This is a genomic window from Streptococcus moroccensis, from assembly GCF_030812835.1.
Taxonomy (GTDB): Bacteria; Bacillota; Bacilli; order Lactobacillales; family Streptococcaceae; genus Streptococcus; species Streptococcus moroccensis.
The window spans coordinates 23,960-38,891 of the sequence record NZ_JAUSTM010000003.1; the positions used below are offsets into that span (position 1 = coordinate 23,960).

The 14,932-nt window shown below is 41.6% G+C and carries 13 protein-coding genes; all 13 read left to right on the forward strand.

Annotated features, from left to right (window positions below):
- Nucleotides 1-11: 11 nt before the first annotated feature.
- The 13 genes from J2S23_RS01865 (at nucleotide 12) to smpB (ending at nucleotide 14,924) form a co-directional block, all read left to right on the forward strand.
- Nucleotides 12-2,516 (forward strand): glycoside hydrolase family 2 protein, encoded by a 2,505-nt coding sequence (locus J2S23_RS01865; protein ID WP_307121072.1) that lies wholly within the window; start codon nucleotides 12-14, stop codon nucleotides 2,514-2,516.
- The gene (locus J2S23_RS01870; protein ID WP_307121073.1) at nucleotides 2,510-5,299 is read left to right on the forward strand and encodes an alpha-L-rhamnosidase; all 2,790 of its coding nucleotides are present in this window, start codon (nucleotides 2,510-2,512) and stop codon (nucleotides 5,297-5,299) included. Before J2S23_RS01865 ends, J2S23_RS01870 begins: the two co-directional genes overlap by 7 nt.
- A 91-nt stretch (nucleotides 5,300-5,390) precedes the next feature.
- Nucleotides 5,391-6,284, forward strand: coding sequence for an alpha/beta hydrolase (locus tag J2S23_RS01875; RefSeq protein WP_307121074.1), 894 nt, complete (start codon nucleotides 5,391-5,393; stop codon nucleotides 6,282-6,284).
- 584 nt (nucleotides 6,285-6,868) lie between these two features.
- Nucleotides 6,869-7,342 (forward strand): 8-oxo-dGTP diphosphatase, encoded by a 474-nt coding sequence (locus J2S23_RS01880; protein WP_307121075.1) that lies wholly within the window; start codon nucleotides 6,869-6,871, stop codon nucleotides 7,340-7,342.
- Between the two features lie 9 nt (nucleotides 7,343-7,351).
- Entirely contained in the window at nucleotides 7,352-7,780 is a 429-nt protein-coding gene (locus J2S23_RS01885) for a GNAT family N-acetyltransferase (RefSeq protein WP_307121076.1), read from the forward strand.
- 9 nt (nucleotides 7,781-7,789) lie between these two features.
- A complete protein-coding gene (locus J2S23_RS01890) occupies nucleotides 7,790-8,572 on the forward strand; it encodes a class I SAM-dependent methyltransferase (RefSeq protein WP_307121077.1) in 783 nt (260 codons plus the stop codon).
- Between the two features lie 24 nt (nucleotides 8,573-8,596).
- The gene (gene mutM / locus J2S23_RS01895) at nucleotides 8,597-9,418 is read left to right on the forward strand and encodes a DNA-formamidopyrimidine glycosylase (protein ID WP_307121078.1); all 822 of its coding nucleotides are present in this window, start codon (nucleotides 8,597-8,599) and stop codon (nucleotides 9,416-9,418) included.
- Nucleotides 9,415-10,002: a dephospho-CoA kinase gene (gene coaE / locus J2S23_RS01900; RefSeq protein ID WP_307121079.1), complete on the forward strand. Its 588-nt coding sequence runs from the start codon at nucleotides 9,415-9,417 to the stop codon at nucleotides 10,000-10,002. Before mutM ends, coaE begins: the two co-directional genes overlap by 4 nt.
- A gap of 71 nt (nucleotides 10,003-10,073) precedes the next feature.
- Nucleotides 10,074-11,588 carry a helicase HerA-like domain-containing protein gene (locus J2S23_RS01905; protein ID WP_307121080.1) on the forward strand — a complete coding sequence of 505 codons (1,515 nt, stop codon included), beginning with the start codon at nucleotides 10,074-10,076 and terminating at the stop codon, nucleotides 11,586-11,588.
- 26 nt (nucleotides 11,589-11,614) lie between these two features.
- Nucleotides 11,615-11,764: a 50S ribosomal protein L33 gene (gene rpmG / locus J2S23_RS01910; RefSeq protein ID WP_307121081.1), complete on the forward strand. Its 150-nt coding sequence runs from the start codon at nucleotides 11,615-11,617 to the stop codon at nucleotides 11,762-11,764.
- A 45-nt stretch (nucleotides 11,765-11,809) separates the two neighbouring features.
- A complete protein-coding gene (secG, locus tag J2S23_RS01915) occupies nucleotides 11,810-12,043 on the forward strand; it encodes a preprotein translocase subunit SecG (RefSeq protein ID WP_307121082.1) in 234 nt (77 codons plus the stop codon).
- A gap of 99 nt (nucleotides 12,044-12,142) precedes the next feature.
- On the forward strand, nucleotides 12,143-14,494 hold the full coding sequence (gene rnr, locus J2S23_RS01920) for a ribonuclease R (RefSeq protein ID WP_307121083.1): 2,352 nt from the start codon (nucleotides 12,143-12,145) through the stop codon (nucleotides 14,492-14,494).
- On the forward strand, nucleotides 14,457-14,924 hold the full coding sequence (gene smpB, locus J2S23_RS01925; protein ID WP_307121084.1) for an SsrA-binding protein SmpB: 468 nt from the start codon (nucleotides 14,457-14,459) through the stop codon (nucleotides 14,922-14,924). The genes rnr and smpB overlap by 38 nt, the downstream gene beginning before the upstream one ends.
- Nucleotides 14,925-14,932 lie beyond the last annotated feature (8 nt).

Consider the following 14,932-nt stretch of genomic DNA (forward strand, 5'->3'; position numbering starts at 1 on the left):
GGAGAAATATTATGTTAAATGTTAATTGGAATTCAGACTGGCTATTTTCAAAATCAGAGATCAATATTTTTGATCCAACAGCAAATGGGGGAGACGTTGAAACAGTTCATCTTCCTCATGATGCGATGATTTTAGAAAAACGAACAGAAGATACAAAGAATAAACATCAAACAGGATTTTATCCTGGAGGAATTTATTACTATAATAAAAACTTTTTTGTACCTGAAGATTGGGCTTCTAAAACTGCAATTGTTGAGTTTGAGGGAGTTTACACGAATGCTCGAATTTTTGTGAATGGAGATTTTGCGGGTGGATGTAAGAACGGTTACAAAACTTTCTCTATATGTTTAGATGAATTTTTGAAATACGGTCAAGAAAATACTATTAAAGTTGTTGTAAACAATAGTATGGAACAAAATAGCCGTTGGTATTCAGGAAGTGGTATTTATAGACCTGTCCATTTGCACTTAGCAAATTTAACCCACATTGAGTTACATGGCGTAAAAATTGATACTCCAGAAGTTTCAAAAAATGTGGCAACTGTTTTAGTTCGAACAAAAATAAATCATCAAGAAAAATTAACAAAAAAAGTTTTATTGAAAACTACAATTTTTGATTCAAATGCAGAAAAAGTTAATGAAATAATAACTCCTGTAACTTTATTTGGATTTACGAGCGAGATATTTTCTCAACGATTTGTCATAAAAAATCCTCAACTTTGGGATGTCGAAACACCACACCTTTATCATGCAAAAATAGAAATTGTAGAAGGTACTGAATTACTTGATAGTAGTACTGAAAATTTTGGTATAAGAAGTTTGAGTTTGGATAGTGAAGAAGGATTAAAACTCAACGGTAAGCCAACTAAGTTAAGAGGCGCGTGTATTCACCATGATAACGGTGTTATTGGAGCTGCAACTTTTGCTGATGCCGAAGAAAGACGCGTGAAACAACTAAAAGAAGCAGGTTTTAATAGCATTAGAAGTTCTCATCATCCAATTAGCAAGAGTATGCTAGAGGCATGTGATAGATACGGTATGTTGGTCCTCGATGAATTATCTGATATGTGGACTAGGTCAAAAAATATTAATGATTATTCGAATGATTTTCTTGAGAATTGGGAATCAGACGTGGAAGCTTTAGTAGAAAAAGATTACAACCATCCATCTGTTATCATGTATATCACAGGGAATGAGATTCAAGAAGCAGGAACTCCTAAAGGAGCAAAGCTAAATCGTGATATTCACTCTAAATTTAAAGTATTAGATCCTTCTCGCTACACAACAAGTGCCATTAATGGTTTGATTGCTGCTATGGATAAGATGGGTGAAATTATGGCTCATATCATGGGAGTTAGTTTAGAAGAACTAGCTGCCCAGCAAGCTCAAGCACAAGAAGCCAACAATAGTGGTGAAGGAAGTGATCAGGCGAATTCTATGCAAAATATCCTCCGAGGACCTTTAGCAGATGCGTTTGCAGTTGATAGTATTTTGTCTGAAACTTTAGAAGAATTTACTGCAGCTACAGATGTTGCAGGCTATAATTATCTGACTGCTAGACATGAAATAGAACATGATTCTCACCCTAATAGAGTCGTTTTGGGAACAGAAACATTTCCAGTTGATATCGCTAAGCTTTGGCGTATTGTTGAAGAAAATTCCCATGTAATTGGTGATATGACATGGACTGGATACGATTATCTAGGTGAAGCAGGTATTGGAATTTTCTACTACGACGGCCGAATGGGCTTTATGCCAAACTGGCAGAGTAGTGTTGCTTATATTGGAGATATCGATATCACAGGATTTAGAAGACCGATATCATACTATAGAGAGATTGTTTTTGGACTCAGAAAAGCTCCATTTATAGCTGTTGAGCGTTTAAATCGCAAGGGGCAAACTCCGAATCAAACTGCTTGGATGTGGAAAGATAATATTGCAAGCTGGACTTGGAATGGATTTGAAGGAGAAGTTACTAATGTCGATGTTCTTTCTAACAGTCCTACAATTGAACTCTTTTTAAATGGAAGAAGTCTTGGTCAAAAAGCAACTGGTGAAAGAGAAGAGTACATAGCAACTTATGAAGTACCATATGAAAAAGGTGAGTTGTTAGCTGTTTCCTATGATTCTGCTGGCAATGAGACAGGCCGAGATTATTTAGTTACAGCAGATAAGGCATCACAAGTAAGCGTAGATATTTCTAAGTCAATTTTGAGAAATAATTCTGAAGACTTAGCCTATCTTGATATTTCTCTTGTAGATGACAGTGGCTTATTTAATAATCAAGATAGTAAAATTGTTAATGTAGAAGTCACAGGAGCTGGTACTCTGCAAGGTTTTGGAAGTGCAAATCCAGAAATTATTAGTCACTATCAAGATAATTCTTGTGAAACTTTTGATGGAAAAGTTCTTGCAGTTATTAGAGCTGGTCAAGAACTCGGCAACATCTTTGTTAAAATTCAGGCAGAAGGCTTTGCAACTAAAGAAGTAGAAATTGAGGTGAAATCAATATGTTAAAAGTAAAAGAGCTAACAATTGAAGGTCGTAAGTCCCCAATAGGTTTAGATAGCTTGTGTCCGGCCTTTTCTTGGAAATTGGAGTCAGACATCTCTGATAATAAGCAAGAGGATTATCAGCTAGTCATTAAAAAAGGGGACCAAATCATATGGGATTCAGGTATCACCAAGGCAGAAGAAACGCTTTTTATAGATTATCAAGGACCTGAATTAGAAGCGAAATCAATCTATAAAGTCTATCTAAATGTGACAGACATTAATGGAGAACAGGCTGAATACGAAAGTTCCTTTGAAACTGGTCTATTGAGCCCAGAAAATTTTAAGGCTAAATGGATTACCCATGATTTTGAAGATGATGAAGAAGCAATTATTGTTTATTCTAAAAAGTTTAAGGCAAATCAGGGTTTTAATGGACGCTTATATATCTCAGCTTTGGGAATCTATGATGTCAAAATTAATGGACAAAAGGTTGGAGATGCTTATTTTGCACCAGGTTGGACAACGTATAGCAAGCGTCTGCAGTATCAAACATATGATATTAGTTCCTATTTACAAGAAGAAAATACAATCGAGATTGAAGTTGCAAATGGATGGTACAAAGGAATACTAGGATTCAGTAATGAAGGAAATCATTTTGGCAATCGAACGGCGCTTTTGGCTCAGATTGAGCTAACAAATCAAAGTGAGGACCGATTGTATCATCTCACAAATGAGGAATGGACTTGCCGAAGAAGTCAACGTCGTTATGCCGAAATTTATCATGGTGAAACAATCGACTATTCTCAAGACATTGAGCAAGAACATCCAGTTCATCTTTACGAATTTGACAACTCTGTTCTAGTATCTCAAGAGACAGAACCTGTTCGGATTGTTGAAGAATTAGCAGCTAAAGAACTTTTGATCACTCCAAAAGGAGAAGTCGTACTAGATTTCGGTCAAAACTTAACCGGTGTAGTTCGTGCATCTATTAAGGCTAAAAAAGGAACAGAGGTTATCCTACGTCATGCAGAAGCCTTAGATGAAAATGGTAATTTATTTACTATCAACTTAAGAACAGCAAAAGCAACAGATACTTTTATCACAAGTGGTAATGATGATGTATTTATGCCAATATTTACCTTCCATGGTTTTAGATATGTAGAAGTTAAGGGACTGGGAGAAGATATTCGACCGAAAGACTTTGTTGCATGCGTAATGCACACAGACTTTGAGTCAACTGGTAAGATCGAAACTTCTGATGAAAAAGTAAATCGTCTATGGGAAAATATTGATTGGACTTTACGAGATAACCACTTAGATTTGCCGACGGATTGTCCGCAACGAGACGAACGTCTCGGATATACTGGAGATGCTGGTATTTTTATCAATACTGCTGTTTTCCATAAAAATGTTAATTTAATTTACCAAAAATGGTTGCGTGATGTTGCAGCAGATTCGAGTCGTGAACTTGGTGTTCCAATGGCTAGTCCAAATATTTTAGGACCTGGGGGTGGTATTGCTATTTGGCATGATGCTGCAGCAATTATTCCATGGGCTCTTTGGCAATATTATGGCGATAAACGTATTCTTGAAGAGCGCTATGAGACCATAAAGGATTGTGTTGAATATAGCCGAGGACTGGCTTCAGAAAATGGCTTAATCTATCAGGGACAGCAACTCGGCGATTGGGTAGCTTTAGATGCCGAAAAAGGTCCAATGCGTAAACCAACGGAAGACTTGTTGAATCCAACACTTTTAGAAAAACGAGGGACAACCGATCGCTACTTTGTTACCAACGTATTCTACTTAAATTCAACAAAAATACTTGCTGATACCGCGAAAATTTTGGGAAATGAATCGGATTATGAAACATATAACCGTCTCTATCAAACTATAAAGTCGGCTATTCAAGAGGAATATATTACTCGTACTGGTCGAATTGTGAGTGAAACGCAAGCAGGATTTGCTCTAGCTTTGTTCTTCGATTTATTAGAAGAAAAAGACCAGAATCGAGCAATTCAAGGTCTATTGGACAATTTTAATGAGCATCGTCAGCATTTAACAACAGGATTTGTTGGGACTCGCCTATTACCTTTAGTTTTAAGTGAGACAGGAAATCACGATCAGGCAGGTGCACTTTTCCTAAAAGAGGATTGCCCATCATGGTTGTACAGTGTTAATCTAGGAGCCACTACAATCTGGGAATTATGGGATGGTGTTAACGATGACGGTAGCTTTAATAAATATGAAATGAACTCACTTAACCACTATAGTTTTGCATCTATCGGTGAGTGGATGTATAAAAAATTAGGTGGACTTGAAATTATTGAACCAGCTTACAAAAAATCTCTGATTAAGCCTCAGTTTATTAAGGGAATTACCGAAATGAAGACTAGTCTTGAGACACCATATGGTCTTCTTTCCTGTCATGCTAAATGTGAAAATGGACAATATAGTTTCGATGTTGTTGTACCTTTCAATACAACCGCGGTTATTGAGTTGCCAGAAAAAGAAAGTCTTGAAGTAGGCTCTGGTCAGTATCATTTTGAATATGAAACAGATCTTTCTTATGAGAAAGAATTCTACACAATGGACAGCTTATTTGGTCAGGTTCTAGAACATCCTGTTGGAATTGGCATTCTTCAACAATACGCACCTGAATTGTTGGAAAATAAATTATTCTTACAATTTGCGTCACAAAACAGTATTCAAGAGGTTTGTAACGTACTACCTAATGAAGCTAAAGGTTTAATTACTTTTGCCCTTGCTGAAATGAATAAAGCTGAGAAAACAGTTGACAGATAAATTTATTTGATAAATTACAAGAAAACTACAACATTTATTTGAACTTGCTCAAGAGAATCTCTAAAAATAGTTATATAAAGTAGGAAAAGTAATGAGTCTACAAGCCTTTATTATGAATTATTTTTTGAAGAAGATGAATCAAAAAAATTCTCATGACATCATAGATTATAATATGATAAGAGAAAATAATAAGAAAATAATTCATAATTTTTCAAAAAAAATTATATTTAAAAAAATTATACATAATGGTTTAACTATCGAAGAAGCAACAAAAACAGATAATGATAAGCTACTATTTTATATTCATGGTGGCGGATTTACTACAGGATCTGCTGCTGAGAGAAGAGAAATCGTAGAGTTTTTGGTGACAAAGTTTGGCTATCATTGTTTTTCAATCGATTATAATCTATCTCCGGAACACAAGTGGCCTCGACATTTAGATGATGTATTGGAAGCCTATCTATATTTACACGAAAGAGGTGTCGATGTTTCTAAGATGGTAGTAGCAGGAGAAAGTGCTGGTGCAACGTTGGCGCTTTCCCTATTACTAAAATTAAAAGAACTCAATTTATGCATGCCTAAAGCAGTTCTAGCTTTTTCTCCTTGCACAAATCAAGCTGACGGCTTTCCTAGTCATAGAGAGAAGGCCAAGACGGATTATATGCTTGGAGATACAGTTAATAGTAAACTTCAGAAACAGGCTATTTTCGGAGACAATTGGAATGACTTAACTTATTTGAGGTCTCCGCTAATCTCACCTTTTTATGGAGATTATGATAGCCTTCCTCCAATTTTTCTTTCCGCATCTGATAATGAAGTTTTGTATGATGATAGTGTTGAGTTATATCAGAAGCTAAAACAGAGAAAACACAAGGTTGAGATAGATATCCAACATAATGTTTTCCATGCATATCCCATGTTTCCTAAAATTCCAGAAGCTAGAAAAACATTGAAAAAAGCTTTTGATTTTGTGCAAGGGAAGTAGCTCAAACTTCATTGATAGTTGTTACTAAGATTATTGTACAAATGAAGAACAGAAAACAAGACAATTCCTACTAAAATTTATCTAAAAAAAAACAAAATAATGTACAAACAGTTCTACATATTTTATGAACAATAAAAGAAAACGCTTACCAAAAGGAAGATATTATGACTTATTTTGACGCAATTCCAACAATCACATTTGAAGGTAAGGACAGCCACAATCTATATGGAATCATTAATTACTTAACTAAGATATGTTGACTAAAGAAATCGTTAACAATCATATTGATAAAGTAGAGGTTGACTGTCTTGGCTTCTTTAAAGTTATCTACAAATAATTAGAGGAGACTTGAATCGTATCAAGTCTCTTTCTTGATAAAAACTATGTGGTATAATTAGAGAGTAATTTAAATGAAGAAAAGTGTCATTTACTTGACATCAGAGGGTAAGGGGAATGATAAGGAACTTTTGAAAGTCATCATTTGATGGCTTTTTTTGTTATAATAGAGAAAATGAAAAGAGCGAAACCCCGATAGGTATGTATCCCTAGGAATGTCATAGAATAGAAGGCAAGAAGGAGAATTTATGGCCCGCGATTCACAAGTGATTTTAACCAATATGTGTCTAGTCGAAAACGACCAAGGCCAATTTGTCATGCAGATCAGAAGCCCAGAGCGTTACGCTTGGGATGGGGCTGCTTTGCCTGGCGGACATGTCGAGAATAAGGAGAGTCTTCATGCCTCAGTTGTCCGAGAAATCTTTGAGGAGACTGGTTTGACCATCTCTAATCCCGAGTTAGTCGGCGTCAAGCATTTTCATACCCGTGGAGACGGCATTCGCTACCTGGTCTTTCTCTATCGGACTGCTGAGTTTACAGGTGAGATTCAGTCGTCTGAAGAAGGGGAAGTCGTTTGGGTAAGCCGTGAAGACATTGCCTCAGGCAAGGTTGAGCTGGCTGACTCTATGGGAGATATGCTGGATTTTTACTTTGAAGAAAATGCCTCAGAGCTCTTTTACGAGCGAGACGCAGACGATATCTTACAGCGAGTGTTTTTGTAGGAGGGCATGATGGCTGCTATTAGACCTGTTTGTAATCACGACATGTCAATCTGGGCTGAATTAGCGGCTAAGGTTTGGCAGACGAGTTCGTCCAAATTGATAGAGAGATTTCAGTCTGGTGCCTTTCCGTATGAATTTCTTTATTGGGAAAATGGCAGAGCAGTCGCCTTTATCAGTCTGTCTATCAGGCAGGACTACGTCGAGGGAGCGACTCAAAAACCTGTAGCTTATTTGGAAGGTATCGGTGTTTTAGAAGTTAGTCAAAGGCGAGGAATCGCTGGAGAATTGGCCGATTTTGCTCGTATCTGGGCCAAGGACCAGGGATTGACACAACTCGCTTCTAATTGTGATCTGTCTAACACCATTAGTCAAAACGTTCATCAGGCTCTTGGGTTTCAGGAAGTGAGCCGGACGGTTAACTATATTTTAGATTGTTAAGAGGAAAGTATGACGGTAGAAGATTATTTAACTTTTAATCAAAAGAGATGGGACAGGGTCTCCAAAAATAGAGCCAATGCTTATACCAAACCTATTGGACACGAAGAATTGATGGCAGCACAGAATAACCCGATTGCGGTATCGCTGACAGTGGGTGAGACAGTACCAGCGACTTGGTTTGATAAGACAAGGGGAAACAAACTTCTAGGACTTGCCTGTGGTGGCGGCCAACAGGGACCGATTTTTGCTCTTAAAGGGTACGATACAACGATTATGGACTATTCCAAGGAGCAATTGGCATCTGATCAGCTGGTAGCAGAGCGCGAAGGATTGACCATCAAAACCGTTCAGGCAGATATGACCAAACGGTTTCCTTTTGAGGATGCTAGCTTTGATATTATCTTTTGCCCTGTATCCAATGTCTATATTGAAGACTTGACCAATATGTGGCAGGAATGTTATCGTGTATTAAAAGCTGGTGGTCTTTTGATGGTTGGCTATATGAATCCGTGGGTTTATATGCTTGACGGGGACGTTGTCTGGGATCAGCCAGACCAAGACTTAAAACTCACCTACAAACTCCCTTTTAACGTCAAACACTTAGAAGCAGAAGGGATACGATCTGTAGATCCAGCCTATGGTTATGAATTTAGCCATACTCTGGAAGCGCAAATTAGGGGACAGTTGCAGGCAGGTTTTGCTATGATTGATTTTTACGAATCAAAGAATCCAGAACATCGCTTGTCTGAGTACAGCAGTGACTATCTGGCAAACCTCAGTGTCAAATGGTAGGACAAACATAGAGAAAGGAATCCTATGCCAGAATTACCAGAAGTAGAAACCGTTCGACGCGGTTTGGAGCGTCTTGTGCTAAGAAAGAAGATTGTGGCAGCAGAGGTGCGCGTGCCCCGCATGGTGTCGCCTGAGCCCGAAGCTTTTGTCCTGACAGTGGCTGGCCAAGCCATTCAAGCCATCAGACGGCGGGGCAAGTACCTGATTTTTGAGCTGGACGAGTGCCTCATGATTTCCCATTTGCGGATGGAAGGCAAGTATCTGCTCTTTGAGGAAACGGTCCCCGACAACAAGCATTTCCATGCCTTCTTTCAGTTAGACTCTGGGGAAACCTTGGTCTATCAAGATGTTCGCAAATTTGGAACCTTGGAATTGATTGCCAAATCAGATGAAGAGGCTTTCTTTGTCCAGAAAAAAATCGGTCCAGAACCGACTGAGCAAGACTTTCAGCTCAAACCATTTGAGACGGCTCTGCTATCCTCCCAAAAGAAAATCAAGCCCTACCTCCTAGAGCAAAGTCTGGTAGCTGGTCTGGGCAATATCTATGTTGACGAGGTTTTGTGGGCGGCCAAGGTCCATCCCGAGCGAGTAGCTAGCACCCTTAAGAAAGCGCAAATCAAGCGCCTGCACGATGAGACGATACGGATTTTGCAGTTGGGTATTGAAAAGCGGGGGTCTACCATCAGAACCTATCGCAATGCGCTTGGCGAAGACGGGACCATGCAGGATTTTCTCATGGTCTATGGCAAGACTGATCAACCGTGTGCTCGCTGTGGCCGGACCATTCAAAAAATCAAAGTGGGAGGACGGGGTAGTCATTTCTGCCCACGGTGTCAAAAAGTATGAGTCAAATCATTGGATTAACAGGTGGGATTGCCTCTGGCAAATCAGCAGTGACCGCTTATCTGAGAGAGCAAGGCTATGTGGTCATCGATGCAGATGAGGTGGTCCATGAACTTCAAGCCAAGGGCGGTCGCCTTTATCAGGTCTTGGTCGATTGGCTAGGACAGGATATCCTAAAAGCCGATGGTGAGCTGAATCGGCCTGTTTTGGCTGAAATCATTTTTGCCAATCCTGACAATAGGGCCAAGTCAGCGGAACTTCAGAATGGGATTATTCGTGAAGAATTAGCCAAACGCAGGGATGAGGTGGCCCAGACAGAGCGACTGTTCTTCATGGATATTCCGCTCCTCTATGAGTTGCAATTTGACGGGTGGTTTGATGCGGTTTGGCTGGTCTATGTCGATCGGAAAACCCAGTTAGAGCGCCTGATGGCGCGAAACGGCTATACAGCCCTTGAAGCCCAGCAACGACTCGCCTCACAGTTGTCGCTGGATGAGAAGAAGGAAATGGCTGACCTTGTCATTGACAATAATGGCTATCTTGAAGAAACCTATGCCCAGCTGGAAGCTGCCTTAAAAGAATGGTAGCTTTTCGGGCGAAATTGGTCTGGAATTTGGTATAATGGATAGAGATAATCGGTGTGAAAAAGGAGATTAGAATGGCAAGGATTCAAATAGCTAAGGGCGCAAATCCTGTTGAACTAGAATTAGGGATGCTTAACCGCCACGGCTTGATTGCAGGAGCAACAGGGACCGGTAAGACGGTCACCTTAAAAGTCATTGCAGAACAGTTGAGCCTATCAGGGGTTCCTGTCTTTCTAGCAGACATCAAAGGGGATTTGACGAGCCTAGCTAAGCCAGGTGAAGTGACTGAAAAATTAGCGGGTCGAATTGAAAAGCTAGGCCTTAAAGATAGCTTTGAACCGCAGTCTTTCCCAGTACGTCTTTGGGATGTCTTTGGTGAGCAAGGGCACCCTGTCAGGACGACGGTTTCTGAGATGGGGCCTTTGCTCTTGTCCCGCCTTTTGAACCTCAATGAAACCCAGACTGGGGTCATGAATATCGCCTTTAAAATTGCGGATGAAAAGGGCTGGCTGTTGATTGACCTTAAGGATTTAAAAGCTTTATTGCGCGAGCTGGCGGATAATGGTAAGGCCTATACCACAGAGTATGGGAACATTGCCAAGGTCACTGTCGGTGCTATCCAACGTAGTCTTTTAGCCTTGGAGCAAGAAGGTGGGGAGCTTTTCTTTGGCGAGCCAGGTTTAGAGCTTGCTGACTTTATGCAGCTGGATGGCAATGGTCAAGGGATTATCAATGTCCTCAGTGCTAATCGATTGTTCCAATCGCCACTCCTTTATTCAACCTTCCTTTTGTGGATGTTAGCGGAGCTTTATGAGACACTTCCAGAAGTTGGTGATCTTGATAAGCCGAAACTGGTCTTCTTCTTTGATGAAGCCCATTTGCTCTTTAAGGATGCGCCTAAAGTCTTTGTAGATAAGGTCGAGCAAATCGTCCGTCTGGTTCGCTCTAAAGGTGTAGGGGTCTTCTTTGTGACGCAAAATCCCATCGATCTGCCAGAGACAATCCTAGCTCAGCTTGGGAACCGGGTGCAGCATGCCCTTCGTGCTTACACGCCTAAGGAGCTCAAGGCAGTCAAAACAGCAGCCGAAACCTTCCGACAGAATCCAGACATCGATGTGGCGACAGCCATTACCGAATTAGAAGTTGGGGAAGCCTTGATTTCTTTTCTAAACGCTTCAGCGCAACCAAGTATCGTTGAGCGGGCGCTAGTCTTTCCACCGATGAGTAGCTTTGACACAGTAGACACTATGACCATCCAAGGATTGATCAACCAATCGCCGATGGAACTCAAGTACCGAGAGCCTGTCGATCGCGAATCTGCCTTTGAACTGCTAGCTGAAAAACTCTTACAAGAAGAGCAAGAAAAAGCGGCCGCAGAAGAAGCGGCGCGTCTCGAGAAAGAACGCATTGCTGCTGAAAAAGAAGCAGCTAAAGCGCAAAAAGAAGCTGAAAAAGCAGAGCGAGCAGCTGCACGAAAACCAAAATCAGCGGTTGAAAAAGCAACTGATAGCTTCATCAATTCAGCTGTAAGGACCATCGGTCGTGAATTGGCCCGCGGTATTTTGGGCAGTCTGCGTGGCAAGCGCTAAAAGAATAATACAGAAGGTGAGCAAGTGTGCGCGTTAAAATTAATTTAAAATGTAGTGACTGTGGCCAGCTCAACTATCTGACCAGTAAAAACACCAAAACCCATCCTGAAAAAATCCAAGTGCCTAAATTCTGCCCCAAAGAGAGAAAAGTAACCTTGCATATTGAAAGTAAGTAGCTTTTGTGGTAGAATAGAGAGAATTGATTTTAGAAAGTGACGACTATGTACAACATTTTATTGACAGTTTTCTTAATTTTATCGGTTATTACTGTAATTGTGATTTTTATGCAGCCTACAAAGAACCAGTCATCAAACGTCTTTGATGCGAGTTCAGGGGCGCTCTTTGAGCGTACCAAGGCCCGTGGTTTTGAAGCAGTGATGCAACGTTTAACAGGGATTTTGATTTTCCTCTGGTTAGCGGTTGCTTTAGCTTTGGCCATTATTTCAAGTCAATAATTCAGAAAAAGGGCCGACCAGGCCTTTTTCTATTGTCTAGACAAAGGACTAGATGAGAAGACTTTTGGTCGTCAGGGCGATTGCCCAGAGAGAGGACACATGAAAACAGAGATTTTAGAACAGTTAAAAGCCCAAGGCCCTATGACTATGGATGCCTTGGCAGACCGTCTTGGCCAAGCAGGTGCTAAGAACTTTACCAATTTAGTCAAGACCGTTTCAGACATGGAATCCCGTCGCCAACTGACCTTTAAAAAGGATGGAACCATCGGGATCAGAGAAAAGAAACCAAAAGCCATGACCTTGAAGGGACGTTTTTCAGCCCACAAAAATGGTTTTGGTTTTGTTATGCTAGAAGATGATGTCGAAGAGGTCTTTATTGGTCGTAACGATGGGGGTTATGCTATCGATGGAGATACGGTTGAAGTCGTTGTGACCAAACCCGCAGATCGACTCAAGGGTACTGTGGCAGAGGCCCGTATTGTTGATGTCTTGGAACATAGCCTAACGACAGCTGTTGGGACTTTGGTCCTTGATGATGAAAAGCCCAAGTATGCTGGCTATATTCGTAGCAAAAACCAGAAAATTTCCCAGCTTATCTACGTTAAGAAGCCAGCAGTAATCCTCAAAGGAACTGAAGTGGTTAAGGTGGATATTGTCAAATACCCTTCTCGTCATCACGACTATTTTGTGGCAGAACTCCGGGATATTGTTGGACATGTGGATGATCCTGGGATCGATGTCCTTGAGGTCTTGGAAAGCATGGACATCGTTTCAGAGTTTTCAGAGGAGGTCCTAGCAGAAGCCAATGCCATTCCAGAAAAGCCTACGGAGGCTGATTTTGAAGGACGATTGGACCTGCGTGATGAAATTATCTTCACTATTGATGGGGCGGATGCCAAGGACTTGGACGATGCCATTCATATCAAGGTCTTGCCAAATGGCAACTTTGAGCTTGGGGTTCATATTGCGGATGTCTCCTACTATGTAACGGAAGGCTCCGCCCTTGACCAGGAAGCCCTTCGCCGTGGGACCTCTGTCTATGTGACCGACCGTGTCGTTCCTATGTTGCCAGAGCGTTTGTCAAACGGCATATGCTCACTGAATCCTAATGTCGACCGCTTAACCCAGTCAGCTATCATGGAAATTAATGACAAGGGGCGCGTGGTCAACTATCAGTTGGCACAGACCGTCATCAAAACCACTTACCGCATGACATACACTGCGGTCAATGAGATGATTGCGGGTAACCAAGAGACTATTTCAGAGTTTGGTAAGATTGTAGCTTCTGTGGATCACATGGTGACACTTCACAAGATATTGGAGGAGATGCGTGTCCGTCGGGGTGCTCTCAACTTTGACACTAAAGAAGCTAAAATCCTGGTCAATAATCTTGGAAAACCCGTTGACATCACGGTTCGTCAGCGCGGGATTGCAGAACGCATGATTGAGTCCTTTATGTTGGTTGCCAATGAAACGGTGGCAGAGCATTTTGACAAAAAAGAACTGCCATTTATCTATCGGATTCACGAGGAGCCTAAGGCTGAGAAACTCCAGACCTTTATCGATTATGCCTCAACCTTTGGGATTCCGATTCACGGAACGGCTAGTAGCATTGGTCAGGAAGCTTTACAAGACTTTATGGCGAAGGTTTCAGGCCAGCCAAATAGCGAAGTCCTCTCCATGATGCTCTTGCGCTCCATGCAACAGGCCAGATATGCCGAAAACAACCATGGTCACTACGGACTTGCTGCGGGGTACTACACCCACTTTACCTCACCGATCCGCCGTTACCCTGACCTTATGGTCCACCGCATGATGCGCGATTACGGGACCAAGGCTGTGAGTGAAACAGCGACGCATTTCGAGGCAATCGTTCCTGAGATTGCTAGCCAGTCTAGCCAACTCGAACGCCGTGCCATTGAGGCCGAGCGTGAGGTGGAGGCTATGAAGAAGGCTGAATTCATGCAGGAATTTGTTGGCGAAGAGTTTGATGCGATTGTTTCCAGCGTTGTCAAATTTGGGCTCTTTGTCGAGCTGCCAAACACTGTGGAAGGCTTGATTCATGTGACCAATTTGCCAGAGTTCTTTAACTTTAATGAACGCACCCTGACCCTTCAAGGGGAAAAATCTGGCGTGGTCTTCCGTGTTGGCCAACCGATTCGGGTCCAATTAACCAAGGCAGATAAACTGACAGGTGAGATTGACTTTGAATGGCTCCCATCTGATCAAGACGTTATTGAAAAGCGTCTCAAATCAAGCAATGACCGTAAGGATAGAAAAGGCCGCAGAGGACCTACAAGAGGTAAGGCCCAGGGGCATTCCGGTGCTGGGAAAGATAAGAAAAAAGCCTCTGCCTCTAAAGGCAAGGGCAAGAAACCATTTTACAAAGAAGTAGCGAAAAAAGGAGGCAAACATGGCAAAGGGCGAAGGACAGGTGGTCGCGCAAAATAAGAAAGCGCGCCACGACTACACCATTGTCGATACTGTCGAAGCAGGTATAGTCCTGACAGGGACCGAAATCAAGAGTGTGCGAGCCGCTAGAATCAACCTTAAGGATGGCTTTGCTCAGATTAAAAAAGGCGAGGCCTGGTTGGTCAATGTCCATATCGCACCCTATGAAGAGGGCAATATCTGGAACCAAGACCCGACCAGAACTCGAAAACTCTTGCTTCGCAAGAAGCAAATTGCTCAGTTAGAGGGCGAGGTCAAGGGGACTGGGATGACCTTGGTCCCACTCAAGGTCTACCTCAAGGATGGCTATGCCAAGGTCCTGATCGGCCTTGCTAAAGGGAAACACGATTACGACAAGCGTGAATCCATCAAACGCCGTGAGCAAGACCGCGATATCAAACGCCAGATCAAAAACTTTAATGGCAGATAGGACTTGAG

Excerpts from the sequence above, each read along its gene's own strand:
- J2S23_RS01865 (WP_307121072.1), top strand. The coding sequence starts at position 12 with ATGTTAAATGTTAATTGGAATTCAGACTGGCTATTTTCAAAATCAGAG.
- J2S23_RS01870 (WP_307121073.1), top strand. The coding sequence starts at position 2,510 with ATGTTAAAAGTAAAAGAGCTAACAATTGAAGGTCGTAAGTCCCCAATA.
- J2S23_RS01875 (WP_307121074.1), top strand. The coding sequence starts at position 5,391 with ATGAGTCTACAAGCCTTTATTATGAATTATTTTTTGAAGAAGATGAAT.
- J2S23_RS01880 (WP_307121075.1), top strand. The coding sequence starts at position 6,869 with ATGGCCCGCGATTCACAAGTGATTTTAACCAATATGTGTCTAGTCGAA.
- J2S23_RS01885 (WP_307121076.1), top strand. The coding sequence starts at position 7,352 with ATGGCTGCTATTAGACCTGTTTGTAATCACGACATGTCAATCTGGGCT.
- J2S23_RS01890 (WP_307121077.1), top strand. The coding sequence starts at position 7,790 with ATGACGGTAGAAGATTATTTAACTTTTAATCAAAAGAGATGGGACAGG.
- mutM (WP_307121078.1), top strand. The coding sequence starts at position 8,597 with ATGCCAGAATTACCAGAAGTAGAAACCGTTCGACGCGGTTTGGAGCGT.
- coaE (WP_307121079.1), top strand. The coding sequence starts at position 9,415 with ATGAGTCAAATCATTGGATTAACAGGTGGGATTGCCTCTGGCAAATCA.
- J2S23_RS01905 (WP_307121080.1), top strand. The coding sequence starts at position 10,074 with ATGGCAAGGATTCAAATAGCTAAGGGCGCAAATCCTGTTGAACTAGAA.
- secG (WP_307121082.1), top strand. The coding sequence starts at position 11,810 with ATGTACAACATTTTATTGACAGTTTTCTTAATTTTATCGGTTATTACT.
- rnr (WP_307121083.1), top strand. The coding sequence starts at position 12,143 with ATGAAAACAGAGATTTTAGAACAGTTAAAAGCCCAAGGCCCTATGACT.
- smpB (WP_307121084.1), top strand. The coding sequence starts at position 14,457 with ATGGCAAAGGGCGAAGGACAGGTGGTCGCGCAAAATAAGAAAGCGCGC.